The organism is Pseudoalteromonas sp. AOP31-A2-14 (assembly GCF_052378035.1).
Lineage (GTDB): Bacteria > Pseudomonadota > Gammaproteobacteria > Enterobacterales > Alteromonadaceae > Pseudoalteromonas.
On sequence record NZ_JBQSXI010000001.1, the window covers coordinates 3118020 to 3144025 of the forward strand.

Consider the following 26006-nt stretch of genomic DNA (forward strand, 5'->3'; position numbering starts at 1 on the left):
CCCTTAAGCTGTCAGCACGAAGCAATCAAGATAACCTTCTTGGCTGTCATTTATTTTATTCATCGGTGTGGCGTTGTGCCATACTTCGCGGTCGTTGATAAGCGCAAACATACCGTCTTTTATTTCCATTTTAAAACAGGGTTCAGCTTGTTTGTTTTCATATACCAATAGCTCGCCCCCTTCTAAGTTTTCGTGAGACACACCACATATGCATACATGATCAAAACCATCCTGATGAATACCTTCTGGCGCAGGAGGAGTATCACTATCAATAGCTAACATTCTAAATTGATGGATTTCAATGTCACGCTGTTCATCAATTCCGGTAATTGCTCGAAACTCATTTACAATACTTTTCATGCCTTCACTTTCAAGCAAGCTTTGCTCTAAGTTTTCATAAGTGCGTTCAATATTACCTTGGAAGGTATTAATTGAATCGTCTTGTACAAATGCTTTGGTTTTCTGTAATTGTAACTCTTCACCGATTACTTTTATCACCGAGTAACGGCGCTTGCGAAATGCACCATCCGCATATGGGTTAGCTGGAAGGTTTGCAAAAGATGGCTTAACTGCGTCAATATGAGCTTGGTTTACAAAGCGAAGTTGTAGTAAATTCTGGTTGTTTAATGCTGTCATAGAGATCTCGCCTATAGTCTAAAAGTATGACGAGGATCTTAATGCAAATAGCGTGGATAATTGATTTTTTATCTAAGCTGACAAAAAATAGTTAGCAATATATATGCTAAAAATCTTTAACTTTAAGATATAAATTCCAACCTTGAAAATTAATGGTTATTTTATATCTATATTTTTTAATTTAACATCGAGTAGGGTGAGGCTTATGCCTCATCCCTCTCACAGAACCGTACGTACGGACCTCGTATACGGCTCCTGTACCCTTCACATTTTATCAACTTATTTCCTAAACGCCGATAAAGCAAGCCATCCCGTATTCACTTTTTCTATTGGATATAAACCAAGCTCCTCAAACCATTGGTTTGGCATCGATACACAAGATAAAGGGCTTAGTGAGTTACGCCACGAGTTCATCTTAATGAACTTAAACGGTGGCTTTTTTCCTAACTGTTTTAGTCGTCGATGTAGCCTTGATGGCTTCTTCCACAACCTCAGCTGTATTGCCCTTAGTCTTCGTCTGATCCAACCTGCCAAGGCTTTTAGCTCTCGTTTACAATTGGCTATACTAAAATAATCCTAAATTCGGATAATAAGTGCAATTTCTCAGATTAGATGGCCAGCTGTTATAATTCGGCCATTTTCTCGCCAAAGGAAATTGCTTTAATGAAATATAAACAGCTGACACAAGAAGAAAGATACCAGATTTACGCGTTAATAAAAGCAGGAAATAACCAAAAGCAGATAGCTGAAGAACTAACTCGTTCACCGTCATCTATTTCTAGAGAGCTAAAACGCAATAAAGGACTTAAAGGCTATCGGCCTAACCAAGCCAATAACTTTGCTGAACAAAGACGTAAGTCATCTTTCAAAGCAAGTAAGTTAACAGAGGACGTCACTCACTGGATTAATAAATTGTTGCATGACGGACTTTCCCCTGAGCAAGTGGCAGGCCGCTTAGCTTTAGAGAAACAGGTCGTTTTACATCATGAAACAATTTATCAATATATTTACAGAGACAAGGCTCGTGGTGGCAAGCTACATAAGACACTCACTCGTGCATGTAAAAAGTATAAAAAACGCTATGGAAGCTATGATAAACGTGGACAGATAGTTAATCGAGTCAGCATTGATGAACGCCCAAGTATTGTGGATTCAAAGTCTAGGATTGGTGATTGGGAGGGCGATACAGTGATAGGTAAAGGGCGTAAAAATGCGCTTGTCACAATGGTTGAACGTAAAACGTTATATACAGTCGTTCACAGAATTGAAAGCAAGCATGCGAAAATAACAGCCGATGCGCTGATCACGTGTATGACACCATATAAAGGTAAGGTTATTACCGTGACGTTAGATAATGGAAAAGAGTTTGCTCACCATGAGCATGTTGCACAAAAATTAGAAGCTGATGTGTATTTCGCTCATCCCTATTCATCATGGGAGCGGGGCATAAATGAGAATACCAACGGCTTACTTAGACGCTTCTTCCCCAAGGGAACTGACTTTATGGCGCTAAGTGAAGCAGAGATACAGGCGGCAGTTGATAAGCTCAACCATCGGCCAAGAAAAACAAGAGGGTATAAAACCCCTCATGAATTATTTACGGGGCAATCAGAAGTTCTGGTGGCTGCATAATGATTGCACTTAATACTTGAATTCAAGAATTTACAAAACCGCGCACAACTGGATTTAGCCGTTTTATTACTTCTGCTAAATTTATGCCGCCGTTACGTTTTGTTAATTGCTTCACTTTTTGTTTAAACCCGATGAGTTTTGATGCTTGTATCCGTGTCCACTGGCTACCTATCTCTACTCCCAAAAACTTCACTCCTTTGCTGCTATGAGCAATATGGGTTTTATTTTGGTTCACGGTTAATTTCAAGTCTCGCTCTAGTATCTGGGTGGATGCCTTAAGTGCTTCTTGCGCTGCTTTTTCTGTGCTGCACAAAATCAAGATATCATCTGCATACCTCACTATTCGGTGATTACGCTTTTTCATTTCTTGATCGAAAGCATCTAGGTAGATATTGGCCAATAACGGGCTAATTACGCCACCTTGTGGGCTTCCTATCGTACTAGCCTCCCAGTGTTCACCTATCATTACTCCGCTTTTTAAGAACTGATTAATCAGTTTTAAAATACTACCGTCCGTCACTTTGCGTCTAACACTCCTAATTATCAAAGCATGATCAAGCAGGTCAAAACACTTCGACAAATCCATGTCTACGACCCAGTCGCGATGGTATTTACGGATAAATACACTTGCTTTACTGATAGCGTCATGACAGCTTCGTTTCGGCCTATACCCATAACTCGATGGGTGAAAGTCGATGTCGAATATCGGTTGGAGTATGTTCAATAGTGTTTGTTGCACTATTCGGTCTCGAACTGCGGGGATACCTAGCATTCTGACACCGCCATCATCTTTGGGTATTTCCACCCGTTTGACAGGTTGTGCCCTATATTGCTTGGTTTGCAGCTCAAGTTGCAGTTGTTTTAAGTTTGCTTCTAAATTCAGGGCGAATGCGCCTACGGTCTGCCTATCTATTCCGGCCGCTCCTTTAGCTGCTTTCACTTTTTTGAATCCCTTGTACAGGTTATTAATGTCTAATAATTGTCCGTACAAGCTGTAGTAAACTGTCATTTTCTGCCTTTGCTTGCGGTATGTCTGCTCGTGTCACTCTACTTATCGCTGATTCTTCATGATGACATTAGGTGTGCTAGCCTTTTTTGGCAATCTGCCTAAGTGGTCAGTCATTACTCCATTGCTCGCCCTTCAATTCTCAGCGTCTACATTCCTGTTTGGCCGTCATATTTTGGCTATTTCCGTCGAAATACTTGTGAGCCGATAAACAAAAGTTCCCGTCTTTCATACGCTTAAAGAATACTTCCCCCCTTCGCAATCAATTAAAGCTTTTGGCTAAAGTTGACCCCATCAAACATAATGTTGATGGTCGGCTTGGTTTTCCCCTCCACACCATTACTGGCTTTCATCGGCCTAGCCTTACTCACTACTACGGGTTCATCTGCCACCTCACACCGACACTAAATCTTGGCTTTCACCTTGAATTTAGGCCACTTACTCTCATTAAGTTTAGATGCCAGGCTTCCCCAGTTACTGCACTGGCTCCCTGTTAGAAATCCCACCCTCAAGCACAGTATTGGTCTGACTAAGTATAGGGCGTTGCGCTATTTTGCACGCTGACCCACCAATACTGCCGAAACAGGTTACGGTTAGTTGTGTACCTCTAACTTCTTATGGCTTCCTTCAGACCCCACCGTTGGCCAGTGACGCCCTTGCCATTCAGATTATCTTCCCCTTAGTCAGGGTGATAAGGCATCTTTCAGCCTATCGGGTTTGCCAGCTTCGCTGGGCAAACATCGAGTAGGGTGAGGCTTATGCCTCATCCCTCTCACAGAACCGTACGTACGGACCTCGTATACGGCTCCTGTACCCTTCACATTTTATCAACTTATTTCCTAAACGCCGATAAAGCAAGCCATCCCGTATTCACTTTTTCTATTGGATATAAACCAAGCTCCTCAAACCATTGGTTTGGCATCGATACACAAGATAAAGGGCTTAGTGAGTTACGCCACGAGTTCATCTTAATGAACTTAAACGGTGGCTTTTTTCCTAACTGCTTTAGTCGTCGATGTAGCCTTGATGGCTTCTTCCACAACCTCAGCTGTATTGCCCTTAGTCTTCGTCTGATCCAACCTGCCAAGGCTTTTAGCTCTCGTTTACAATTGGCTATACTAAAATAATTTACAAAACCGCGCACAACTGGATTTAGCCGTTTTATTACTTCTGCTAAATTTATGCCGCCGTTACGTTTTGTTAATTGCTTCACTTTTTGTTTAAACCCGATGAGTTTTGATGCTTGTATCCGTGTCCACTGGCTACCTATCTCTACTCCCAAAAACTTCACTCCTTTGCTGCTATGAGCAATATGGGTTTTATTTTGGTTCACGGTTAATTTCAAGTCTCGCTCTAGTATCTGGGTGGATGCCTTAAGTGCTTCTTGCGCTGCTTTTTCTGTGCTGCACAAAATCAAGATATCATCTGCATACCTCACTATTCGGTGATTACGCTTTTTCATTTCTTGATCGAAAGCATCTAGGTAGATATTGGCCAATAACGGGCTAATTACGCCACCTTGTGGGCTTCCTATCGTACTAGCCTCCCAGTGTTCACCTATCATTACTCCGCTTTTTAAGAACTGATTAATCAGTTTTAAAATACTACCGTCCGTCACTTTGCGTCTAACACTCCTAATTATCAAAGCATGATCAAGCAGGTCAAAACACTTCGACAAATCCATGTCTACGACCCAGTCGCGATGGTATTTACGGATAAATACACTTGCTTTACTGATAGCGTCATGACAGCTTCGTTTCGGCCTATACCCATAACTCGATGGGTGAAAGTCGATGTCGAATATCGGTTGGAGTATGTTCAATAGTGTTTGTTGCACTATTCGGTCTCGAACTGCGGGGATACCTAGCATTCTGACACCGCCATCATCTTTGGGTATTTCCACCCGTTTGACAGGTTGTGCCCTATATTGCTTGGTTTGCAGCTCAAGTTGCAGTTGTTTTAAGTTTGCTTCTAAATTCAGGGCGAATGCGCCTACGGTCTGCCTATCTATTCCGGCCGCTCCTTTAGCTGCTTTCACTTTTTTGAATCCCTTGTACAGGTTATTAATGTCTAATAATTGTCCGTACAAGCTGTAGTAAACTGTCATTTTCTGCCTTTGCTTGCGGTATGTCTGCTCGTGTCACTCTACTTATCGCTGATTCTTCATGATGACATTAGGTGTGCTAGCCTTTTTTGGCAATCTGCCTAAGTGGTCAGTCATTACTCCATTGCTCGCCCTTCAATTCTCAGCGTCTACATTCCTGTTTGGCCGTCATATTTTGGCTATTTCCGTCGAAATACTTGTGAGCCGATAAACAAAAGTTCCCGTCTTTCATACGCTTAAAGAATACTTCCCCCCTTCGCAATCAATTAAAGCTTTTGGCTAAAGTTGACCCCATCAAACATAATGTTGATGGTCGGCTTGGTTTTCCCCTCCACACCATTACTGGCTTTCATCGGCCTAGCCTTACTCACTACTACGGGTTCATCTGCCACCTCACACCGACACTAAATCTTGGCTTTCACCTTGAATTTAGGCCACTTACTCTCATTAAGTTTAGATGCCAGGCTTCCCCAGTTACTGCACTGGCTCCCTGTTAGAAATCCCACCCTCAAGCACAGTATTGGTCTGACTAAGTATAGGGCGTTGCGCTATTTTGCACGCTGACCCACCAATACTGCCGAAACAGGTTACGGTTAGTTGTGTACCTCTAACTTCTTATGGCTTCCTTCAGACCCCACCGTTGGCCAGTGACGCCCTTGCCATTCAGATTATCTTCCCCTTAGTCAGGGTGATAAGGCATCTTTCAGCCTATCGGGTTTGCCAGCTTCGCTGGGCAAACAAAATAAAAAAGCCTGCTTAGCAGGCTTTTTTAGATACAAACTTTTTGAAATTTAAACCGCTTGCTGAATAATCACTTCATCAGCCTTTTTGGTGTACTGAGGCATGCGATGGAAGTTCAAATAACGATAAGTATCAGCTGCTGTTGCATTGATCTTAGCTGCATATTCTTGATACTCAGCAGGAGTCGGTAATTTACCTAAAATTGCTGCAATTGCTGCAAGCTCTGCTGATGCTAAGAATACATTTGCGCCGGTACCTAAACGGTTAGGGAAGTTGCGTGTAGAGGTAGAAACCACCGTTGCTTTATCTGCAACGCGTGCTTGGTTACCCATACAAAGTGAACAACCTGGGGTTTCGATACGTGCACCAACACGACCAAAGATACCGTAGTAACCCTCGTCAGTAAGCTGGTCTTTGTCCATTTTAGTCGGCGGAGCTACCCAAAGCTGTGTTGGTATACGGCCAGTGAAACCATCTAGCAGTTTACCTGCGGCGCGAAAATGACCAATGTTAGTCATACAAGAACCGATGAATACTTCATCAATTTTCTCGCCTGTTACCTCTGAAAGTAAACGCGCATCATCGGGGTCGTTTGGAGCACAGAGAATGGGTTCTTTAATATCAGCTAAATCGATTTCAACAATGTGCTTATATTCAGCGTCTTTATCTGCTTCCATCAGTTCAGGGTTAGCTAACCATTCTTTCATTGCATTGATACGACGCTCAATAGTGCGAACATCACCGTAGCCTTCAGAAATCATCCACTTAAGCATTACAATGTTAGATTCAAGGTACTCTGAGATAGACTCTCTAGAAAGCTTAACAGTACAACCGGCCGCTGAACGCTCAGCAGATGCATCAGAAAGCTCAAATGCTTGCTCAACAGTTAAGTGCTCAACACCCTCAATTTCTAGTACGCGACCAGAGAATTCGTTGATTTTTCCTTTTTTCTCAACCGTTAATAAGCCCTCTTTAATACCATAAAGCGGGATAGCATGAACAAGATCTCGTAATGTGATACCTGGCTGCATTTCACCTTTAAACCGCACCAAGACTGACTCTGGCATATCAAGTGGCATCACCCCGGTTGCTGCGGCAAATGCCACTGCACCTGAACCGGCAGGAAATGAAATACCTAGTGGGAAACGAGTATGTGAATCACCACCAGTACCTACTGTATCTGGCAATAACATACGGTTTAACCATGAGTGAATTACGCCATCGCCTGGGCGCAGTGATACACCGCCGCGATTCATGATGAAATCAGGCAATGTATGGTGAGTATTGACATCAATTGGCTTAGGATAAGCAGATGTATGGCAAAAAGACTGCATAGTTAAATCTGCTGAGAAACCTAAGCAAGCTAAATCTTTAAGCTCATCACGGGTCATTGGACCGGTGGTATCTTGTGAGCCCACAGTCGTCATTTTCGGCTCACAGTACTGGCCCGGGCGAACGCCTGGCATATTACATGCCTTACCAACCATCTTCTGTGCAAGGGTGAAACCTTTATCAGAATCAGTAATAATAGCCGGCTTACGGAAAATGTCTTCCGCTTCAAGGCCTAGCGATGTACGCGCTTTATCAGTTAAACCACGACCAATGATCAGTGGTATACGGCCACCAGCACGAACTTCATCAAAAATCACACTCGATTTAATTTTAAATTCTGAGATTACCTCATCAGTACCATGGCGCTTAACAACACCTTCATATGGGTAGATATCAATTTGGTCGCCCATATCGAATTCATCAACATTTAGCTCGATTGGTAATGCACCTGAATCTTCCATTGTATTGAAAAAAATAGGCGCAATTTTATTACCTAAACAAATGCCGCCAACGCGCTTGTTGGGAACGTGGGAGATATCATCACCCATAAACCAAAGTACTGAGTTCGTTGCTGATTTACGCGAAGAACCCGTACCTACAACATCGCCTACATAAGCAAGCGGTAAGCCTTTCGCTTTTAGCTCTGCAAGTTGCGAAATTGGACCTACTTCGCCGTCGTTGTCAGGAACAATCCCCTCGCGCGCATTTTTTAGCATAGCTAAAGCATGTAAAGGAATATCGGGACGTGACCATGCATCAGGTGCAGGAGAAAGATCATCAGTATTCGTTTCGCCAGTTACTTTAAATACCGTTACTGAAATTTTACCCGCTACTGCTGGCTTATTAGTAAACCACTCGGCACTTGCCCACGATTCAATAACTTTTTTAGCATGAGTGTTACCTGCTTGCGCTTTTTCTTCAACATCATAAAACGCGTCAAACATTAACAAAGTGCTTGAAAGGCCTTTTACCACTATTGGCGCTAGTGATTCGTCATCTAAAAGCTCAATCATCGGTGCGATATTATAACCACCTAACATAGTCCCAAGAAGCTCAGCTGCTTTTTCTTTAGAAATTAAAGAAGAAGATACTTCGCCTTTAGCAACAACGGCTAAGAAGCCCGCTTTAACATAAGCAGCATCATCCACACCCGGCGGTACACGATTAACTAATAAATCTAGAATGAATTCTTCTTCACCAGCCGGTGGGTTTTTAATTAATTCGATTAATTCAGCCGTTTGCTGAGCGTCTAATGGCGCTGGTACGATACCTAACGCGGCGCGTTCTTCTACGTGTTTACGATATTCTTGTAGCACAATATTGCCCTCTTGGTGACGTTAAAGCGCTCGGCTATGCGCGTTGGCGCGAAAATCACCAAACACTTGTGGTATTCTTACTGGTTAATTATAAAGCTTTTAAGTATAGATTAAAATCCATCCAGTAACGCAAAACATCATACTCGCTATAAACCCCATGAATAGAACTATAAAAAATCGCTATTTTAATGAATATCAATTAACTACTAATAATAATTATTATTTTTAAGCATAAAAAAACCCAGCCGAAGCTGGGTTTTTAACTATAAATAATCGGTTATTTACGCATTACTTTAACGCGTTCAACAGACTTAAGTTGTGATTCTACACGACGGTTTTCAGCGTGAGCTTCAAGCGTATAATCTTCATTCTTAAGGCGCTCTTCACCATATCCAACTGTAGAAATTCTATCAGCACTGATGCCATCTTTAATTAGCTCTTCGGCAACATCATCCGCACGTTTTTCAGATAATGTTTTATTATAAGCGGCTTCACCAACTGCAGATGAATGACCTTCTAAAACAACAGTTGTTTCAGGGAACTCTTTTAAGAACTTAGCTACTTCTGCAATATCATCAAAGTATTTTTGATCAACCATCGCCAAATCATGAGGGAAAGTAACTAATAAGCTAGTTGTTACTTCTTGCTCTTCGTACACAGTACAACCTGTAGCATCAACTGCATCTGTCATAGGAGTATTTGCACATTGATCGTCTGCATCAATTACACCATCATTATCAGTATCTGTTGCAACAACAGGTTCTGGAGCTGCTTCAACCGGCTCTTCGACTACTGAACTCTGACCAAATAAGTAGTTGATACCTAATTTAGCATTCACATCTGTATAGCCACGGTCAAGACCTTGGTAAACTGATGTTTCAGCATTAAAGAATAGGCCATCAGTAATAAAGTGCTGGTAACCAACACCGGCGTTTAAGAAGGTATTATCAGTCGCGACTGTAATTTCTTTTACACCGAACAAGCCATAGAAAGGGCCGCCGTCAAAGTGATAAAGAGCATCAATACCATAGCGCTCTCCATCTACATCGTCACGATTACCGTTTGGAATTGGATTAGCTAAGAACGCATTAAAGTCCATATCTGCATACTCAAGACGTGCACTCCAGTTATCACTGAAACGGTAACCTGCTTCGGCACCCCAATTTGCAGACTCATTAACTTCTAAGTTTTGGTACATATTAAGATCTTTCCAAGAGGCGTCGTAATAGTCACCGAACACACCAATGTAAAAACCTTCTGTTTTTTCTGCTGCAAATGCTGATGCGCTAGTTGCAGCTAACGCGATTGCGATTGTAAGTGATTTTAATTTCATTGCTTCCTTCCCATTTTAACAATTAAACTTAACGAATAAGATTGTGACTAAATACTTTCAGTCCAATACGATTTCAACTAGAGTACCCAATGCTTCGTTAATGATTACTTAACGAGCATAGAAAGTTTGTAATTTTTATACAAACGTTACTTTAAGTTTAGGTGCTCTTTAATTATAGTTCAGATAGAATATTTTACTAAACTTCTAAAAATTCACATCAAATTTTGTAGTGTAGTTTTCCAATACATCCTTAACACTAAGGTATAAAATGCAATCTACCATTATAGGTACATTATATTGGTTAATTTAATATCAGCAAGCTAAAAGCAATAATATTGATAATATATAATCAATAGGGAATGCCTATGATAACTTACTTAAAGCTTAACGCCCCTAACTACCGAACTTTATACTTAGGTGCCACAAAAAGTTTGATAGCTTTTATCTAGGTCCCCACTAACATCTTGGTATTTTGATATTTCATTGTCAGCCTCATACGGATTTTTCAACACGTTTAAAAATTCGTCTAATTGCGCACTATGCTTATGTTCAATAAAGTCGCTAATGATTGTTTCAATTATATGGTTTCGCGGTATAACCCTAGGGTTTGCTTCACTCATTTTACCGTAGCTGAATTCATCGGTTCTCGCCAGCCACTTTTTCGCCCAACTAGAAAGTACTGCTGGCATCATTTGCGGGTCTTTTAAACTTTGCGTTAGATCGTTAAAAGTATTGGTATAATCTAAGTTATATTGCTTTAGCAAGGTCAATAACTCTGACACCAACTCGTTATCACTTGCTTGTGAGCCATTTAACCCTAGTTTTTGTTCCCACATTTCAGTGAATGCTTGGTTAAACTGATCTGCAAAATGATTTATTATCGAGCTAAGTAATTCAACGGCTTGCTCTTCATCATCACTAATCAGTGGGATTAGGCTCTCTGCCAGTCGTGCGCAGTTCCAATTAGCAATATTGGGCTGATTACCAAATGCATACCGACCTTGGCGATCTATTGAGCTAAACACAGTATCAAAGTCAAAGTCATTCATCATCGCGCATGGGCCGTAATCAATAGTTTCCCCACTTACTAAAGTGTTATCAGTATTCATTACACCATGAATAAAGCCGACTCGCATCCAACTAACAACGAGTTCAATTTGCTTTTGCATAACTGCGTTTAAAAAAGCCAAATAACGTTCAGTGCCCGTTGCTTCTATTTTTGGGTAGTGGCGTGCGATAGCTAAGTCTGCAAGTGCTTTTAATCCAGCTACATCACCTTGAGTTGCTAAATATTGAAATGAGCCTACGCGAATATGACTACTAGCTACTCGCGTAACAATCGCACCGGGTAAAGGGGTTTGACGATATACAGGCTCACCACTTGCAACAACCGCTAGGCAGCGAGTTGTTGGCACACCAAGGGCATGCATGGCTTCGCTCATAATATATTCACGTACCGCAGGGCCTATACTACACCGACCATCCCCCCCGCGTGAAAATGGCGTTGCTCCCGCACCTTTAAGCTGAATATCCCACGCTTGGTTGTTTTTATCGACTATCGCGCCAAGTAAATGCGCACGTCCATCACCAAGACGTGGTGAAAAGTGGCCAAATTGATGGCCTGAATAACCCAGTGCGACTGGCGCCACATCGCTATTTATTTTATTACCACTAAAGTAAAGTGCTTGCTGTGATGAATTAAAGTCAATATTTAGCTCTTCAGCAATATGGTCATTCCAAAGTAAAACTTCGGGTGCACCAACAGGGGTCGGTGTATCTGTAACGGAAAAGGCATCCGCAATATCAGTGTAACGAGAAATAAGTTTCATAAATCACCCTTTAATTAGCCTTAATGCCAACACGGTTATCACCTACACTGTAAGCAACAAGTAAGCTTAATTCTTGCAAACTCAAACCACTTTGTTGTTGCTGCTCATTAAAGAAATTCTGAGTGCTTTGGAGTGATTTTTTAGTTTGCAGACCACCATCAATGATCTTGTGACTACGTAGGTAACTTTCAACATCGCGAGATAACAAAAATGTATCTTTACCTAAAGTCCGTAAAGTATAAGGTCCTGTATTACCGCCTAATCGTGCACCGTGCTTTTTTAAGTATGCCCATAAACCAATAATATCTTCACTTGGCCAATTAGCAATAAATTGGCTAAAGCTACTATGCTCACTAGCTGCTTCATGGATCATATAAGCGTTTTCAGGAATAGTTTGTACTTTTTTAAAGTTACGAACAATACGTTCGTCACTTGCTTTTTGCTCGAGCATGTCCGGAGGCATCATTAGTAATTTCTCGATACTAAAGTCCCAAAAAACCTCTCTAAAGCCGGGCCATTTGCTATTGATCACTGACCAATAAAAGCCACTTTGAAATACTTTGCGTGTAAACTCCTCAAGCCAAATATCATCACTAATGGCCATTAGTTGCTGGGCTGTATTTGGGGCGACTAATAGTTGTTGTAACATGGCTTCGCCGCCTTTACGCTCAAGCGCTCGCTGGTATATATCTTGAAACTTTTCCATTACTCAATTACCCCTGCAAATCTTTGTATTAGTGTACGAAAAAATTACACTATACGTAACCATTTACTAAAAACGATCGCCTAAAACCTGCTTGACACCTAGACGGCTAAAATGCTTTAATCTCTGCTCATTCCCTATTTATGTGTGTTGGCTACAAGCGAGCACTCAGGGCTGGAAGAGGTGCGTTATTCAGGTAGCGTATGGTAGGAGCACACACTCCATCGACCATACGTGAGGGGAATTAACGCCGAGAAGTGTTTATCGTGTGATATAAGCATTTCGGGCGACTAGGTTGAATCCTAGCGACTGTCACCAAGTGCAGACACTGCAACTATTTGGTGGAGAGCTTCTGGTCTTAGTAATAATAAGGCTATTGTGCCCTATTGTTTTAAGCCCATTCGCTCTTCGAATTATAATATGTTCGATGACGCATACATGGCAAAAATTTATTAACGCCTGCCAATTGATTCATCGAACGCTCTATAAGTTCGTGAGAGATGATCAACAACTTTAATTTAGATGACTTCCCATTATGGACAGCATTAGTTACGCCGTTTAACCAACAAGGCGAAGTAGATTATGATGCTTTAACTGGACTTGTTGCTCAGCAACAAGCTGCCAATAACGGTATTTTATTACTTGGTAGCACCGGTGAAGGCTTAGCTTTAACACTCAAAGAACAACAAACGATTGTTGAGCATGTATGTCAATTAAACCCGAGAGTGCCATTAATGGTCGCGGTGGGTGGTATGAACTTAAAGCAGCAAATTGCTTGGGTTGAATATTGTAATCAACTCCCTATTGATGGCTACTTATTGGGTTCACCTCTTTATGCAAAGCCCGGTGAAGTCGGGCAAACACATTGGTTTGAAAGCCTGCTGGATACCAGTCGCTTTCCTTGTATGTTATATAACGTACCGGGGCGCAGTGCCGTTGATATACCCGTTAATGTTGTTCGTAATTTACAGCATCATCCACGGCTTTGGGCACTAAAAGAAGCTAGTGGCGACATCAACAAGTTTGAAGCATTCAGAGAAACCGCTCCCAACCTGGCAATGTTCAGTGGTGACGATGCACTGATGCCTTACTTTGCCCAAGCTGGCGCTAAAGGCTTAGTATCGGTAGCCGCCAATGCGTGGCCTGAGCAAACTCACGAATTTGTTAAGCGCAGCTTAAGCGGTCAACATCCCAATTTATTTGCTGATTGGTCTAAAGCCATTAAGAGCTTATTTTCCGTGGCAAGCCCAATTCCCGTAAAAGTATTAATGCATCAACAAGGTCGCATTAATACTCCCTATTTACGACCCCCGCTAACTCATTGTGAGTTAACGCAAACTGATTGCATTACCAATGCGAACAACACCATTTTATCTTGGCATTAAATACAGGTTTTTATAATGAGCTGGTTAGAACTATTAAACGATTTAGAAGCAGGCGCAGTCCGCGCAGCAACACAAGATGATAACGGCCAATGGCAGGCAAACGTTACCGTTAAGCAAAGTATATTAGAATCTTTTAAAAACGGCACTAATACAGAATTTCCAGGGGGGTTTGTAGACAAGCATAACTTAGCTCCGCAAAGCTTTGCTGCAGAGGCAGGTGTACGTATGGTTCCTGGTGGCACCAGTGTACGCCGTGGTGCGCATGTTGCTAAAGGCACTATTATCATGCCGCCAGCGTATGTAAATATTGGTGCCTTTATTGACGAAGGCACTATGGTTGATAGCCACGCGTTAGTGGGTTCGTGTGCACAAGTAGGTAAAAATGTACATTTAAGTGCTGCTGTGCAACTAGGCGGGGTACTTGAGCCAATTGGTGCAAGTCCTGTTGTAGTAGAAGATGATGCTTTTATCGGTGCAGGTTGTGTCATTGTCGAAGGAGTTGTAATTAAAAAAGGCGCGGTACTTGCCCCTGGGGTACGTTTATCAGCGACGATTCCTGTTTATGACTGTGTTAATGAGCGTCAACTTGATAAAGGTGAACCCATTCCAGAGTACGCTATTGTAATACCGGGCTCTCGCCCTGCTTCAAACACATGGGCCCGCGAGCAAGGCTTGAGCATGTCATGCGCGTTAATTGTGAAATACCGCGATGAGCAAAGTGACGCATCATTATTACTTGAAGAGGTTTTACGATAATGAGCTTTTTGAGCACACCAGTTAAAAATGCCTTAAATGAGTTATCTGCAGAGCTAGACTCCCCTTTTTTTATTTACGATCTTGATGTATTAAATAACCATTTAGCGCATTTAATGACGCAAACAGAAATAAAGCTTTGGTACGCGGTAAAAGCAAACCCCTTATCTAAAATTATTCAAAGTTTAGATAAGGCAGGCTTTAATTTTGATGTTGCTAGTAAAGGGGAGCTTGAGCAAGTACTTAACCAAGGTGTTAGTAGCAACCGAGTGCTCAACACAGGGCCAGCTAAAAGCCCAAAACAAATTAAACACTTCATTAGTCGCGGTGTACGCACTTTTGTAGCTGAAAGTATCAACCAAGTCCACTGGCTTAACAAACAAGCAACACAACAGCAGTGCCAACTACAAGTTTTATTACGCGTGCAATTACGCTGGCCTGAAGGTGAGAAAAACCCCTTAGGTGGTGATAGCCTAACCCCCTTTGGTTTAGGTTGTGATGAATGGCAAGCGCTTAATATAAGCGACTATCCAAACCTTAACTTTGATGGCCTACATATATTTCAGTGGGGCAATATGCTTAGTAGCGAGAAGCTAGCGGATCTTTGGTCACAAATGATTGACCCTCTAGTCAAGCTTGCAAACGACTTATCAATTAATTTAAAAGTCCTTGATTTAGGCGGTGGGCTAGGTATCCCTTATACTTTAGATGCCCCCACACTGAGCTGGGATAAGTTAATTAACTCTCTTACTACAATAAAACAACAAGCGGGCGTTGAGGAATTATGGATGGAGCTTGGTCGCTACGCAGTGGGTGAATGTGGACATTATGCAACACCTATTGTCGAAGCTAAGCAAAACTACGCTCAACAGCAAGTTATTTTAAGTGGAGGCATTAACCACCTACTTCGCCCAGCGGTAACCAATCAAGACTTTCCTGTACAATTATTACGAGAGTCGACTGCAAAAAGCCAAACGATGAGCTTATATGGACCTCTTTGTACCGCACTCGATTGCTTAGGTGAGCATCAACTTCCAGTCGATTTAAACGAACAAGACTGGCTTGTATTTAGTCAAAGTGGTGCTTATGGATTCACTGAAAGTATGCCTTACTTTTTATGCCATGAACTTGCTGGTGAATATACGTTAGAGCAAGGAAATGTCAGCTGCATACGCAGTATTGAAGATGCCAGCTACTATTTACGATAAGGTCTGAGATAAACCATGAGCAATGTGATACAGCAAGAAAATATCATCGTGGGGGAAGTCGCTAATGGCTTACCGTTATCAATACCGGTTTATCGTATTGAAGGGGATGGTTCAGGGCCTAGTGTATATATCCAAGCGAACATGCATGGTGCTGAGGTACAAGGTAATGCCGTTATTTACCAATTACTCGAGCAAATAAAACACCTCAAAATTAGGGGTGATATTACGCTCGTCCCTTATGCTAACCCTATCGGTTGTAACCAAAAATCCGGCGAGTTTACCCTTGGTCGTTTCGATCCTATTACAGGCACAAATTGGAATCGTATGTATCACTGCAATAATCACTTAGCGGCTCAATTTGCAACTGAATATGCGCACAGTGATGACGACACCTTAAAGACAGCCTTTAGGGCAGCGCTTATTAACGATGTAGAGCAACAACTAAGCGGCCCTGCTTATCGTGTTACCACGGGTAAACGTATCGCACTTAACTTACAAAAACTCGCTCATCAATCCGATATTGTATTAGATTTACACACCGGCCCTATTTCAAGCCAACATTTATATTGCCCAGACTATGCAAAGCAAAGTGCGCATTATTTTAATATTCCCCATGTGTTGTTTATACCTAGCGACTTTGATGGTGCAATGGATGAAGCCAGTTTCTGCCCTTGGTGGCAATTAACAGAACAACTAGCCAAGCAAGGCCGCGAGTTTAATGTACAAGTTGAAGCCTTTACCGTTGAGTTGGGCAGCCAAGAAAAAATAGACTTAAGTGTGGCGCTTGATGATGCAAATAGTATTTTAAGTTATCTCAATTATAAGCAAGTTTTTGAAGGGGCACCTCACAAACCAAAAGTAATGAAGCGGTTCGGGTGTAACTTAAATGACTACATTGCATACTATGCTCCAATAGGTGGAATGGTTGAGTATTTAGCTCCTTTAGGCGAGCACATTAAAGCAGGCCAGCCCATCGCTAATATTTTACGTATGGAGCGCTACTTGTCTGAGCAACCACTGCAAACTTTAACTTTTGATTGTGATGCTATTGCTATTTTGCACTTTGCTTCTGCGAGTGTTAATCAAGGAACTGAGCTTTATAAGTTTTTTACTAACGTCTTTGAGCTATAAGCTCTTACTTTCTCATTGCGTGAGAGCAACATTCGTTATAAATAATTAATGTTGCATTGAACAAGCGGCTTAGGCCGCTTTTTCTTTTTTAAAAACTGAACTAAACTCAATTAAGTTCAGTATCAATTCACTCAATATTAGTTAGATTTAAACAGATAATATAAGCCTTTAATGTGAAAATTGTATATTAAATTACAGGGCTTTGCGTATAATTTAGCTAATTGACTACACTCATTTGCAAGGATCATTATGAATTGGCGCTACGGAGTTTTTTTTACCACTATTATTTCAACCTCTGCGTTGGCACAGCAGCAAAATCCGACTGAACAAGACGATGAGTTAGAGCTTGTAAAGCAATGTATTTTAAACGAAGCAATTGGCGGCCAAAATGATATGACCATCGCTCAATTACGTGAAAAGTGCTCATCGGTTGATGAATCAAAACAAACTACAGCACTTGATAAACGTAAAGCCCGAGAAGAAGCCAGCGAGTCAAACCGCAATGTAATTACACCCCATAAGCGCAACTATATATTGCCTGTATCGTATGTTTCACACCCCAATGTTCGTGAAGCAGACGGCCTTTCTGATCTTTCTGAAGGTGACGGTGAGCCTCTTGATCATGTAGAAGCTAAATACCAACTGTCTATTAAAGTGCCGCTTTATGATAACTTCTCAGATGATGATCAAGCTGTTTATTTTGGTTTTACACTACAATCTTACTGGCAAGTATATAATAGTGATATTTCTTCACCGTTTCGTGAAACTAATTATGAGCCTGAAATTTTTTGGGTGAATTACCTTGATGAAGAGCATGTGTTTTGGGGTGATGAAATGGCCGTCGTACTAGGCTTGTCACACCAATCAAACGGCAGAAGCCAGCCAAACTCTCGTTCTTGGAATCGCATTTATGCCAACTTCATTTGGGAGAATGAAGGGTTTGTATTTAGCTTTAAACCTTGGTACCGCATCGCAGAAGATCAAAAAGAAACGCCACTACAAGCTGACGGCGACGATAACCCTAATATTTATCAATATATGGGTTATTTTGAGTTCTCAGGGGCTTATCGTGTTGATGAGCATGAATTCAGTTTTATGACTCGTAACAACCTCAACTCAGATAATCGCGGCGCAATACAGTTAGATTGGTCTTTTCCTCTTTGGGGACGCTTACGTGGCTATGCACAATATTTTAATGGGTATGGTGAGAGCTTAATTGATTACGACGCTGATATTGAGCGTATTGGTGTAGGTATTCTGCTAACTGACCTACTTTAATAAGTTATATAAAATGTATATGTAATTAAGGCCAAGCAATTGCTTGGCCTTAATCTTTTGCAAGACTTGACCCTGATTACTTTATAATCTTATAAGTACCTTCAAACTCTGCTACGAGTGTCTCGCCATCATAAACTTCAACAGGCACTAAATAACTCGCCTTACCCTCGCTTTCAAGCTCATTTAACTTCCCCTTACAACCACTTAAATTAACACTACCACGAGGTTCGTTATTAAGCGGTTTTGCATAATTAATATTGGCACTGGCCAATACAATATTGCCCTCAAGGCCCGCTTCTTTTAATGCTAAGTAAGTCGCACCCCAACCTGTTAAGGTCGCTAAGCTATAAATAGATCCAGCAAACATCGTGTTGTGTAAGTTCAAGTTAGCATCTAAATCAGCGCTAGTCGTAAATTGCCAATCGGTGTAGCTTTCTACTTTAATACCCATCGCATCACTAATCGGGATTGATTCGCGCCAAATATTTTGTAGTACTTCGGTCCAATTAGGATGACGGAACCAGCCAGGTTCGGATGGTCTTTGTTTAATCATTTTCCAGTGCTGAACATCGTTATAGGCTAAATGCGCTTTTTCTTTAAGCTCATAGCCATGGCGTTTATAAAACTCCAGTGCTCGCTCACGAGCAAATAAAACCAATTCGGCTGCATCTTGGGTCCACGCTATTTTTTCAAGTTCATGTAATAAGCGACTACCAATGTGTTGATTGCGTGACAACTCACTTACCGCCATATAGCGAACTTGCGCTTGCTGATGATTATTAAAATGCAGCCTTGCTACACCTAGCACATCACCTTCATTATTCTTTATAAAGCGATGCTCGGCATCTTGTTCCATATCATCTTGTTCAGAGCCACGAGGTTCACCCCAAGGTGCACGTAAAACTTGCCAGCGCAATTGATAGTATGCCTGCCAATCTTCGCTACTTTGTGGTGTAGTCACCTGAAACATAATCACTCCTATTAAAGCATTTAGCCAATTTTATTTGACACTTTATTATGGTTAGTAACCTTACCCTATCTCAATAAAACTTGGAATACGACTTTGGCTTATACCAAGTTACCTCAAAATCCGAAGGTATTGATTGAAAGTGATGACTATTCCTTTGTCAAAGTTAATAACGCAGTACAAATCACATTTAAACAAAAATTAATTTTTAACAATAACTTATGTCACCATTATTGCTTTTTAGAAGGGATTATCATTATTATAAAGTAACGTTTTGGAATTAGCCCCTGTAAAACACTCAATTTTGTATGTTCAGATGGTTTAGATATACAATATAAAATTAAATAGGCTACTGACGCTTTATCTTTATTGGTCTATGGTGGTGTTATGGAAAATTTATTTGAAGATAGTGGCACTGTAAAGCATAGCTTTATTGAAAATTGCCATCAAATAGGACAACTACTTTATTGGCACAAGCAAGGCGCTAATAGCATTCAAGTGCGCCAACATAAACAGTTACGCTGGTTACTTATTAACGAAACCTTACAATCTGTTATCGAAAAAAGTAGCCCTAACCGCCTGCTATTCCCACATTTGCAATATTTAGCTAAACTTTGGCAACCTTTAACTAAGCCACAAACCATACTTGAGCTCGGCCTTGGTGGAGGTGCTATCCGCAATTACTTACAATATAGCTATCCTGACAGCGCATTGATGTCAATCGAGAAAAACCCCAATATAATCCATTGCTACAAACGTTTTTTTGGTGGTAATGACGCCACTAATTTACAGTGCTCTGACGCCCAAGTAATATTTAACAACGGACAGTTATATGACTGGGTTGTGCTTGATTTGTTCAGCCAACTAGATGCACCTTTATTTTTATATAAACATCAATTTTATTTAAAAGTGCACGCAGCATTAACTGATAAAGGTTATCTATTTATCAACTTTTTATCTGAACACAGCTCGCAGCTCAAACAGCTAGAACACCTACTTTTCGCTTCATTTGGAAAACGCCCGATTATTGAAAAAATCCCCGGCTACATTAACCACATTGTGATGATCAGAAAATAGCGTCAGAATTCAAACTAAGTTCTCAAATTAAATGTAACAGGCCCATCGTTACATAAGCTCACTTGCATGTCGGCAGCAAACTGTCCGGTAGCGATGCTTAACCCTTGTGTTTTAGCTTGGCTTACAAAGTATTCGTATAGCTCGTTTGCTTGCGGTGGTGTAGCTGCTGATGAAAAACTGGGTCGCAACCCTTTTTTAGTATCTGCTGCTAACGTAAATTGCGAAACCACTAATAACTCACCTTGAATATCTTTTAGGCTTAAGTTCATTTTATCGTTTTCGTCATTAAAAATACGGTAATTGGCCACTTTGTGTAAAAGTTTATCAGCCGTTTGTTGTTCGTCATGCTTTTCAACACCAAGTAGTAGCAATATGCCTGGTCCTATTTGACCAATTACTTGACCACCAACCTCAACTTTAGCCTCTTTTACTCGTTGTATTAATCCTTGCATTTAATCCTCGATAACCTGACATCTATAAAAGCGGTAACACGCCGTACAACTCCAAATATACATTACAGTCATTGTACATGAACCCGAATCAGCAAAGTGCTGTACGTCACCATACGACAAACCTAGTCATAAGGTGTTAAGTGGAGGAAGTGTCCTCATCAAGCACGCTATCTGATGTCTCTTCTATATCATCAGGACATATGCAAACGGTAAACTCCGCGCCAAGTAACACCACTACCCAAGATAGATAAATCCATACGAATAAAATAGGGATGGTTGCCACGGCACCATAAATTACTTCGTATGAAGGAAAGTGGCTGATATAAAGCGCAAAACCTTTTTTTGTCAGTTCAAACAATAACGCAGCAAAAAAAGCACCGGGTATAGCAGCTTTAAAAGGCACCCGGGTGTTAGGCACTAAAGTATAGAGCATAATAAAGCCTGCCATTGAGATTAAGTACGGCAACAACCCTAGTAAAAAACCACTAAATCCAGGAATGCCCTGATCTGCAAACGACACCAAAGATACAATATAGGAAGTAACACCAATACTTGCTCCCAATAGCACAGGTCCAAGGCTCAATACCATCCAGTACACGGCAAACGAAATTACCATTGGGCGTTTCTTCTTTATTCGCCAAATTCGATTAAGTGTGGCGTCAACATTACGAATAAGTAACAAAGCAATAGCAGCCAAAAAGCCAATACCTACTGCAGTCATTTGATTCGCATTTCCTGCAAATGAGCTAATATGCTCTTTTATTACATCTGAAGAGGTTGGCACAAAGTTAGTAAATAAGAAGCTTTCTATGGCAGCCCGAGTCCCTTCAAAACCCGGAAAAGCAGAGAAAATAGCCACACCAACAGCAATTAAAGGCACTAAGGATAGCAAAGTGACATATGCTAAATATCCTGCATTTATAGTAACTTGATCATCAATACAACGATTAATATATTGCATCCACCAAACGGGCTGTTTGCGAATAAAAATGCGAGCTTGCTGCTTATAATATGTAAGCTTGTCATCCATAAATTTAACTTTTGATAAAATAGTTTTGATTATCATAGCAATCCACCACATAATTTAAAGTAATAATGGATTTATAAGGGTATTTTAATGAAAAAATTAGCTTTACTTAGCACACCTATTTTAGCCGTCACGCTATCACTTTCTGGATGTCAGTCAGCTTATTATTCGGCAATGGAGTCTGTCGGTGTGCACAAACGAGACATTCTTGTTGACCGTGTTGAAGAAACAAAAGACTCCCAAGAAGAATCTCAAGAAGAGTTTCAATCGGCACTTGAACGCCTAACAACCCTGATAGACTTTGAAGGAGGTGAGTTACAAGACGCCTATAACCAGCTAAATGATGACTACGAGTCAAGCTTACAAGCGGCTAATGATGTCACCAACAATATTAATAAAGTTGAAGATGTAGCTGAAGCATTATTTGAAGAGTGGGCAGATGAACTTGAGCAATATAAAAGTGCATCGCTAAAGCGCGAAAGCAGTAAAAAGCTAAGCACCACCCAGCGTCAGTTTGATCAATTGTTACGCTCTATGCGCAGTGCTGAAAGTAAAATGGAACCCGTGCTTTCCTCTCTTCAAGACAATGTTTTATATTTAAAACATAACTTAAATGCACAAGCCGTTAGTGCTATTAAAGGTGAATTCACCAACTTAAAGCGTGATATAAAAGTATTGATGGATGATATGAATAAATCTATCGCGGATTCTAATAAGTTCATTGAGCAAATGAACAAAGCAACCTAACAAGTATCTCACGAATTAGCCTGCCTTTAGCAGGCTTTTTAATATGTTTTGTTACCTTTGCATTTCACTGAGTCTCACTGGATTTCAGGCATAAAAAAACACGCTTTTAGCGTGTCTGTTTAATATTTTATATTGTTATTTCAGTGGTTGCGGGAGCTGGATTTGAACCAACGACCTTCGGGTTATGAGCCCGACGAGCTACCAGACTGCTCCATCCCGCGCCTGAAATATTAAGTTTTGTTTTACTTCTTACTTAATTAAAGAAGTGGTTGCGGGAGCCGGATTTGAACCAACGACCTTCGGGTTATGAGCCCGACGAGCTACCAGACTGCTCCATCCCGCGCCTGTGTATTTTAAGTCTATCGACTACTTTCTTTAATCTCTTCAGTTAGAGTTTACAGCACCAAATTCTATAAAAGAAGTGGTTGCGGGAGCCGGATTTGAACCAACGACCTTCGGGTTATGAGCCCGACGAGCTACCAGACTGCTCCATCCCGCGCCTGTAATTCTTCTTAACAGTATTGTGTTAAACACTAGCCTGTTTCGAAGAGAGCGCTATCATATAGCAATCAAAATAGAATGCAAGTGCTAAACTACTTAAAATAGTCCAACCGAACAAAAAGCATGCAAACCTAGAGTTCTCTTTGATGTGGGCTGATCATTTTTTGAAATTCCCAGTCGGGATGACCCATAACAATGAAGTCTGGATTTTCAGTGGTTTCTCGCAGGTTATAAGTCAAAGGGTTAAATTCTGCGTCAGTTATGCACCCCCCGGCCTCTTCCACAATAATTTGCGATGCGCCTGTGTCCCACTCACCGGTTGGCCCTATTCGTAAAAAGCAATCGGCTTTACCTTCAGCAACAATACATGCCTTTAGTGAGCATGAGCCTAACGCAACTGTAGCAAACTGGGCGTCAATATATTGGCTAACAGCCTCAATTTTTTGCCTGCGACTTACCGCTAAAGTTAGGTTTTCGGGTGTAGCGACATTAATCGGTTTATCTTCACCCGCCACGCGTTTAAACGCACCATTTTGATAATAGGCAAAATAGGTGGTTTTTTTAGCCGGCCAATAAATAACACCGAGTACAGGGCGGTTATTTTCAACAAGCGCAATGTTAACCGCAAAATCACCACTTTCAAGTATAAATTCACCAGTGCCATCCATCGGATCAAGCAACCAATAACGTTGCCAATCTTGGCGTTCTGCAAGTGCGGGGATCGGTGTTTCTTCTGACATAATTGGTATATCAGGAGCAAGGGCTTTTAAACCAGCGACGAGTACATCGTTTGCAGCAAGATCTGCCTTCGTTACTGGTGTGTTATCAGACTTTTCTTGCTTGCCAATATCGTCTTTTTTATAAAGCGACATAATGGCTGCGCCCGCTTGCTCAGCCAAACTGATACATGGCTCTAATAACTCAATCATTATTTATCCCCTGACTCTAAATGCTTATTTAATAATAGCAAAGCCGCAACACTTCGCGCTTCAGTAAAGTCAGCTTGTTCTAATAAAGTGGGCCAATCTACTACTGGCCACTTTACCACAACGAGCTCTTCAGGCTCATCACCCTCTAAATGCTCCGGATAAAGTTGCTCGGCAAATAAAATATGCATCGTGGCGTTAAAGTAGCTAGGTGCCATTGATAATGTTTTCAGCGCTATAAGTTTCTCTGCACCAAAACCCACTTCTTCTTTAAGCTCGCGGTTGGCGGCTTGCTCAGGTGTTTCGCCTGGGTCAATTAAGCCTTTTGGAAAACCAAGTTGATAGTCATTGGTTCCTGCACAGTATTCTCGCACTAGCAGTAATTGGTTATCACTGGTAATTGGCACAATCATTACAGCCCCACGGCCACCACCACGGATGCGCTCATACTGACGCTGCTCATCATTTGAAAATTTAAGTGCTAAAGACTCGACCGTAAATAAACGGCTTTTAGCTACAACATTATTACTGAGAATTTGTGGTGGTACTGGGTGCTTTTTCTGTGTCATCGGCATTAATTTGCTATCATGGCATTTACACTCATCATAAATCTTTTAAAGTGAAATGCCTATGCTAAATTGGTCTAAAATTGACACTGTGCTACTTGATATGGACGGCACATTACTTGATTTGCATTTTGATAATTATTTTTGGCTTAACGTCATACCACAGCAGCACGCCCTTAAACAAGGTATTAGCCTTGAAGCGGCTAAAGCAGATATTATGCATCGCTGCCAAGCTGTGAGCGGCCAAATAAGTTGGTATTGCCTTGATTATTGGCAACAACAGCTAGATCTGCCAATTATGGAATTAAAACGCCAAATTCAGCATAAAATAAAAGTCCGCGAAGATGTACCTGAATTTTTAAGTGCACTTAAGCTGCAGGGTAAAAACCTAATAATGCTAACTAACGCCCACCCCGACAATGTAATGCTCAAGTTTGAGCTTACTGATATTGATAATTATCTTGATGGGGTTATCTCAACGCATCAATATGGGGTAAGTAAAGAGCAGCAAAGTCTATGGCAGCAAGTGCATAACGAGTGGCAGTTTGATAAACAGCGAACGCTGTTTGTTGACGATAGCTTAGCGGTACTTAATGCAGCACGCGAATACGGCATTGGGCATTTATTAGCGGTTGCCAACCCTGATAGCCAACAACCGAATAACGAATTCAGTGATTATTTAAGCACCACTGATTTTCGCACGCTTATTTAGGGTAGCGCGCAACTAAGCCTTGGTAAACTTGTTTAGCAAAATCGGCATGCTCAGTATCAAGGCTTTTAACTACCTCTACTAAATGCTCGTTATCTTCTTTCCCCTGCCATATTTTATGATAACTCCCATCTTTGTAACCATAATCTTGACGGAAAAAGTTAAGCGTATTTTTCCCCACATAACCACGGTATAAATCGTCTATACTCATCCCCATTTGTGCCATACAGCCAGAAAATGCCGCAGCATTAAAGGTCTTATCTGCAACCGCAGAGGCAGCTAATAGCTCTAATGTTTGTTTAAAATCATCACCCTGTTGTGGTGTGCTCAGCTCCGCCTCTAATTGCGTGGCGATTTGCTCATAACTGGTTTCATCATCTATACGTAGCGATAAACCAAAATGAAAAATATCAACAAGCTCCAAAATAACTTGCTCGGTATCTGGAGTTTGTTTTTTCCACCATTTCCAACCGTAATGATCTAGCATTTCAGCACATTCAACCCAAATAGCACGAGACCATTCAAACCCTTGGCTAAACCATTTCTCGTGAACTTTAGTGTTCATGGCGTTTTGCATTTCTAGCATCACTACTAGCTTATTTAAATTGGCAGACATATCAATTCCTGTCGTTTTGGGTGGCGTAATT

The 26006-nt window shown here is 41.2% G+C and carries 23 protein-coding genes, 3 tRNA genes and 1 riboswitch; of the genes, 9 read left to right on the top strand and 17 right to left on the bottom strand.

Annotation, left to right across the window (positions count from 1 at the left end; all coding sequences use genetic code 11):
• Positions 1-3: 3 nt before the first annotated feature.
• Together ACT3S9_RS14390 and ACT3S9_RS14395 are read right to left on the bottom strand one after the other, a co-directional pair.
• Positions 4-636: a 2OG-Fe dioxygenase family protein gene (locus ACT3S9_RS14390; RefSeq protein ID WP_441834524.1), complete on the bottom strand. Its 633-nt coding sequence runs from the start codon at positions 634-636 to the stop codon at positions 4-6.
• Between the two features lie 279 nt (positions 637-915).
• Complete coding sequence (locus ACT3S9_RS14395; RefSeq protein ID WP_444751110.1) at positions 916-1200, bottom strand: hypothetical protein; 285 nt, start codon at positions 1198-1200, stop codon at positions 916-918.
• 99 nt (positions 1201-1299) lie between these two features.
• On the opposite strand from ACT3S9_RS14395, the gene ACT3S9_RS14400 reads away from it, so the two are divergent.
• The gene (locus ACT3S9_RS14400) at positions 1300-2268 is read left to right on the top strand and encodes an IS30 family transposase (RefSeq protein WP_086959932.1); all 969 of its coding nucleotides are present in this window, start codon (positions 1300-1302) and stop codon (positions 2266-2268) included.
• Positions 2269-2290: 22 nt separating this feature from the next.
• On the opposite strand, the gene ltrA (ACT3S9_RS14405) is transcribed toward ACT3S9_RS14400, so the two are convergent.
• The 6 genes from ltrA (ACT3S9_RS14405) to ACT3S9_RS14430 form a co-directional block, all read right to left on the bottom strand.
• A complete protein-coding gene (gene ltrA, locus ACT3S9_RS14405) occupies positions 2291-3277 on the bottom strand; it encodes a group II intron reverse transcriptase/maturase (RefSeq protein ID WP_444751007.1) in 987 nt (328 codons plus the stop codon).
• An 829-nt stretch (positions 3278-4106) separates the two neighbouring features.
• Positions 4107-5381, bottom strand: a complete 1275-nt coding sequence (gene ltrA / locus ACT3S9_RS14410; protein WP_086960535.1) for a group II intron reverse transcriptase/maturase — start codon at positions 5379-5381, stop codon at positions 4107-4109.
• Between the two features lie 788 nt (positions 5382-6169).
• Positions 6170-8767 (bottom strand): bifunctional aconitate hydratase 2/2-methylisocitrate dehydratase, encoded by a 2598-nt coding sequence (acnB, locus tag ACT3S9_RS14415; protein ID WP_441835636.1) that lies wholly within the window; start codon positions 8765-8767, stop codon positions 6170-6172.
• Between the two features lie 277 nt (positions 8768-9044).
• Positions 9045-10100, bottom strand: a complete 1056-nt coding sequence (locus tag ACT3S9_RS14420) for an OmpA family protein (protein WP_444751008.1) — start codon at positions 10098-10100, stop codon at positions 9045-9047.
• Between the two features lie 413 nt (positions 10101-10513).
• A complete protein-coding gene (locus ACT3S9_RS14425; RefSeq protein ID WP_441835634.1) occupies positions 10514-11929 on the bottom strand; it encodes a protein adenylyltransferase SelO in 1416 nt (471 codons plus the stop codon).
• A 10-nt stretch (positions 11930-11939) separates the two neighbouring features.
• Entirely contained in the window at positions 11940-12635 is a 696-nt protein-coding gene (locus tag ACT3S9_RS14430) for a DNA-3-methyladenine glycosylase I (protein WP_441835633.1), read from the bottom strand.
• Between the two features lie 167 nt (positions 12636-12802).
• Positions 12803-12992, top strand: a riboswitch (Lysine riboswitch).
• Between the two features lie 140 nt (positions 12993-13132).
• On the opposite strand from ACT3S9_RS14430, the gene dapA reads away from it, so the two are divergent.
• The 5 genes from dapA (at position 13133) to ACT3S9_RS14455 (ending at position 18387) form a co-directional block, all read left to right on the top strand.
• Positions 13133-14017 (top strand): 4-hydroxy-tetrahydrodipicolinate synthase, encoded by an 885-nt coding sequence (dapA, locus tag ACT3S9_RS14435; protein WP_441835632.1) that lies wholly within the window; start codon positions 13133-13135, stop codon positions 14015-14017.
• 15 nt (positions 14018-14032) lie between these two features.
• Entirely contained in the window at positions 14033-14773 is a 741-nt protein-coding gene (locus tag ACT3S9_RS14440) for a 2,3,4,5-tetrahydropyridine-2,6-dicarboxylate N-succinyltransferase (protein ID WP_441835631.1), read from the top strand.
• A complete protein-coding gene (locus ACT3S9_RS14445; protein WP_441835630.1) occupies positions 14773-15978 on the top strand; it encodes a PLP-dependent decarboxylase in 1206 nt (401 codons plus the stop codon). The genes ACT3S9_RS14440 and ACT3S9_RS14445 overlap by 1 nt, the downstream gene beginning before the upstream one ends.
• Positions 15979-15993: 15 nt before the next feature.
• Entirely contained in the window at positions 15994-17109 is a 1116-nt protein-coding gene (locus ACT3S9_RS14450; RefSeq protein WP_441835629.1) for a succinylglutamate desuccinylase/aspartoacylase family protein, read from the top strand.
• A gap of 249 nt (positions 17110-17358) precedes the next feature.
• Positions 17359-18387 carry a phospholipase A gene (locus tag ACT3S9_RS14455; protein WP_441835628.1) on the top strand — a complete coding sequence of 343 codons (1029 nt, stop codon included), beginning with the start codon at positions 17359-17361 and terminating at the stop codon, positions 18385-18387.
• A 76-nt stretch (positions 18388-18463) separates the two neighbouring features.
• Here the strand turns inward: ACT3S9_RS14455 and ACT3S9_RS14460 are convergent, their stop codons facing one another.
• Positions 18464-19357, bottom strand: coding sequence for a bifunctional GNAT family N-acetyltransferase/hotdog fold thioesterase (locus tag ACT3S9_RS14460; protein ID WP_441835627.1), 894 nt, complete (start codon positions 19355-19357; stop codon positions 18464-18466).
• 384 nt (positions 19358-19741) lie between these two features.
• Between ACT3S9_RS14460 and ACT3S9_RS14465 the strand changes: the two genes are divergently transcribed.
• Entirely contained in the window at positions 19742-20431 is a 690-nt protein-coding gene (locus tag ACT3S9_RS14465) for an SAM-dependent methyltransferase (RefSeq protein ID WP_441835626.1), read from the top strand.
• A gap of 14 nt (positions 20432-20445) precedes the next feature.
• Here the strand turns inward: ACT3S9_RS14465 and dtd are convergent, their stop codons facing one another.
• Positions 20446-20883, bottom strand: a complete 438-nt coding sequence (dtd, locus tag ACT3S9_RS14470) for a D-aminoacyl-tRNA deacylase (RefSeq protein ID WP_441835625.1) — start codon at positions 20881-20883, stop codon at positions 20446-20448.
• A gap of 136 nt (positions 20884-21019) precedes the next feature.
• Complete coding sequence (locus ACT3S9_RS14475) at positions 21020-21913, bottom strand: virulence factor BrkB family protein (protein ID WP_441835637.1); 894 nt, start codon at positions 21911-21913, stop codon at positions 21020-21022.
• Between the two features lie 87 nt (positions 21914-22000).
• Here ACT3S9_RS14475 and ACT3S9_RS14480 point away from each other — a divergent pair, with 87 nt between their 5' ends.
• The gene (locus ACT3S9_RS14480; protein WP_441835624.1) at positions 22001-22657 is read left to right on the top strand and encodes a DUF2959 domain-containing protein; all 657 of its coding nucleotides are present in this window, start codon (positions 22001-22003) and stop codon (positions 22655-22657) included.
• A gap of 144 nt (positions 22658-22801) precedes the next feature.
• Here ACT3S9_RS14480 and ACT3S9_RS14485 read toward each other — a convergent pair.
• The 5 genes from ACT3S9_RS14485 to nudE all read right to left on the bottom strand — a co-directional run bounded on the left by ACT3S9_RS14485 (position 22802) and on the right by nudE (position 24653).
• Positions 22802-22878: transfer RNA gene (locus ACT3S9_RS14485), tRNA-Met, on the bottom strand.
• 45 nt (positions 22879-22923) lie between these two features.
• A tRNA-Met gene (locus ACT3S9_RS14490) sits at positions 22924-23000 on the bottom strand.
• Between the two features lie 79 nt (positions 23001-23079).
• Positions 23080-23156 (bottom strand) — tRNA-Met (locus tag ACT3S9_RS14495).
• Between the two features lie 133 nt (positions 23157-23289).
• The gene (gene cysQ, locus ACT3S9_RS14500) at positions 23290-24087 is read right to left on the bottom strand and encodes a 3'(2'),5'-bisphosphate nucleotidase CysQ (protein ID WP_441836205.1); all 798 of its coding nucleotides are present in this window, start codon (positions 24085-24087) and stop codon (positions 23290-23292) included.
• Entirely contained in the window at positions 24087-24653 is a 567-nt protein-coding gene (gene nudE, locus ACT3S9_RS14505) for an ADP compounds hydrolase NudE (RefSeq protein ID WP_441836204.1), read from the bottom strand. Before nudE ends, cysQ begins: the two co-directional genes overlap by 1 nt.
• Positions 24654-24714: 61 nt before the next feature.
• On the opposite strand from nudE, the gene yrfG reads away from it, so the two are divergent.
• Positions 24715-25362: a GMP/IMP nucleotidase gene (gene yrfG / locus ACT3S9_RS14510; protein WP_441836203.1), complete on the top strand. Its 648-nt coding sequence runs from the start codon at positions 24715-24717 to the stop codon at positions 25360-25362.
• Here the strand turns inward: yrfG and ACT3S9_RS14515 are convergent.
• Positions 25355-25975 (bottom strand): dUTP diphosphatase, encoded by a 621-nt coding sequence (locus ACT3S9_RS14515; protein ID WP_441836202.1) that lies wholly within the window; start codon positions 25973-25975, stop codon positions 25355-25357. The genes yrfG and ACT3S9_RS14515 overlap by 8 nt on opposite strands.
• Positions 25976-26006: the final 31 nt, after the last annotated feature.

Excerpts from the sequence above, each read along its gene's own strand:
- ACT3S9_RS14390 (WP_441834524.1), bottom strand. The coding sequence starts at position 636 with ATGACAGCATTAAACAACCAGAATTTACTACAACTTCGCTTTGTAAAC.
- ACT3S9_RS14400 (WP_086959932.1), top strand. The coding sequence starts at position 1,300 with ATGAAATATAAACAGCTGACACAAGAAGAAAGATACCAGATTTACGCG.
- ltrA (WP_444751007.1), bottom strand. The coding sequence starts at position 3,277 with ATGACAGTTTACTACAGCTTGTACGGACAATTATTAGACATTAATAAC.
- ltrA (WP_086960535.1), bottom strand. The coding sequence starts at position 5,381 with ATGACAGTTTACTACAGCTTGTACGGACAATTATTAGACATTAATAAC.
- ACT3S9_RS14420 (WP_444751008.1), bottom strand. The coding sequence starts at position 10,100 with ATGAAATTAAAATCACTTACAATCGCAATCGCGTTAGCTGCAACTAGC.
- ACT3S9_RS14425 (WP_441835634.1), bottom strand. The coding sequence starts at position 11,929 with ATGAAACTTATTTCTCGTTACACTGATATTGCGGATGCCTTTTCCGTT.
- ACT3S9_RS14430 (WP_441835633.1), bottom strand. The coding sequence starts at position 12,635 with ATGGAAAAGTTTCAAGATATATACCAGCGAGCGCTTGAGCGTAAAGGC.
- dapA (WP_441835632.1), top strand. The coding sequence starts at position 13,133 with ATGATCAACAACTTTAATTTAGATGACTTCCCATTATGGACAGCATTA.
- ACT3S9_RS14440 (WP_441835631.1), top strand. The coding sequence starts at position 14,033 with ATGAGCTGGTTAGAACTATTAAACGATTTAGAAGCAGGCGCAGTCCGC.
- ACT3S9_RS14445 (WP_441835630.1), top strand. The coding sequence starts at position 14,773 with ATGAGCTTTTTGAGCACACCAGTTAAAAATGCCTTAAATGAGTTATCT.
- ACT3S9_RS14450 (WP_441835629.1), top strand. The coding sequence starts at position 15,994 with ATGAGCAATGTGATACAGCAAGAAAATATCATCGTGGGGGAAGTCGCT.
- ACT3S9_RS14455 (WP_441835628.1), top strand. The coding sequence starts at position 17,359 with ATGAATTGGCGCTACGGAGTTTTTTTTACCACTATTATTTCAACCTCT.
- ACT3S9_RS14460 (WP_441835627.1), bottom strand. The coding sequence starts at position 19,357 with ATGTTTCAGGTGACTACACCACAAAGTAGCGAAGATTGGCAGGCATAC.
- ACT3S9_RS14465 (WP_441835626.1), top strand. The coding sequence starts at position 19,742 with ATGGAAAATTTATTTGAAGATAGTGGCACTGTAAAGCATAGCTTTATT.
- dtd (WP_441835625.1), bottom strand. The coding sequence starts at position 20,883 with ATGCAAGGATTAATACAACGAGTAAAAGAGGCTAAAGTTGAGGTTGGT.
- ACT3S9_RS14475 (WP_441835637.1), bottom strand. The coding sequence starts at position 21,913 with ATGGATGACAAGCTTACATATTATAAGCAGCAAGCTCGCATTTTTATT.
- ACT3S9_RS14480 (WP_441835624.1), top strand. The coding sequence starts at position 22,001 with ATGAAAAAATTAGCTTTACTTAGCACACCTATTTTAGCCGTCACGCTA.
- cysQ (WP_441836205.1), bottom strand. The coding sequence starts at position 24,087 with ATGATTGAGTTATTAGAGCCATGTATCAGTTTGGCTGAGCAAGCGGGC.
- nudE (WP_441836204.1), bottom strand. The coding sequence starts at position 24,653 with ATGACACAGAAAAAGCACCCAGTACCACCACAAATTCTCAGTAATAAT.
- yrfG (WP_441836203.1), top strand. The coding sequence starts at position 24,715 with ATGCTAAATTGGTCTAAAATTGACACTGTGCTACTTGATATGGACGGC.
- ACT3S9_RS14515 (WP_441836202.1), bottom strand. The coding sequence starts at position 25,975 with ATGTCTGCCAATTTAAATAAGCTAGTAGTGATGCTAGAAATGCAAAAC.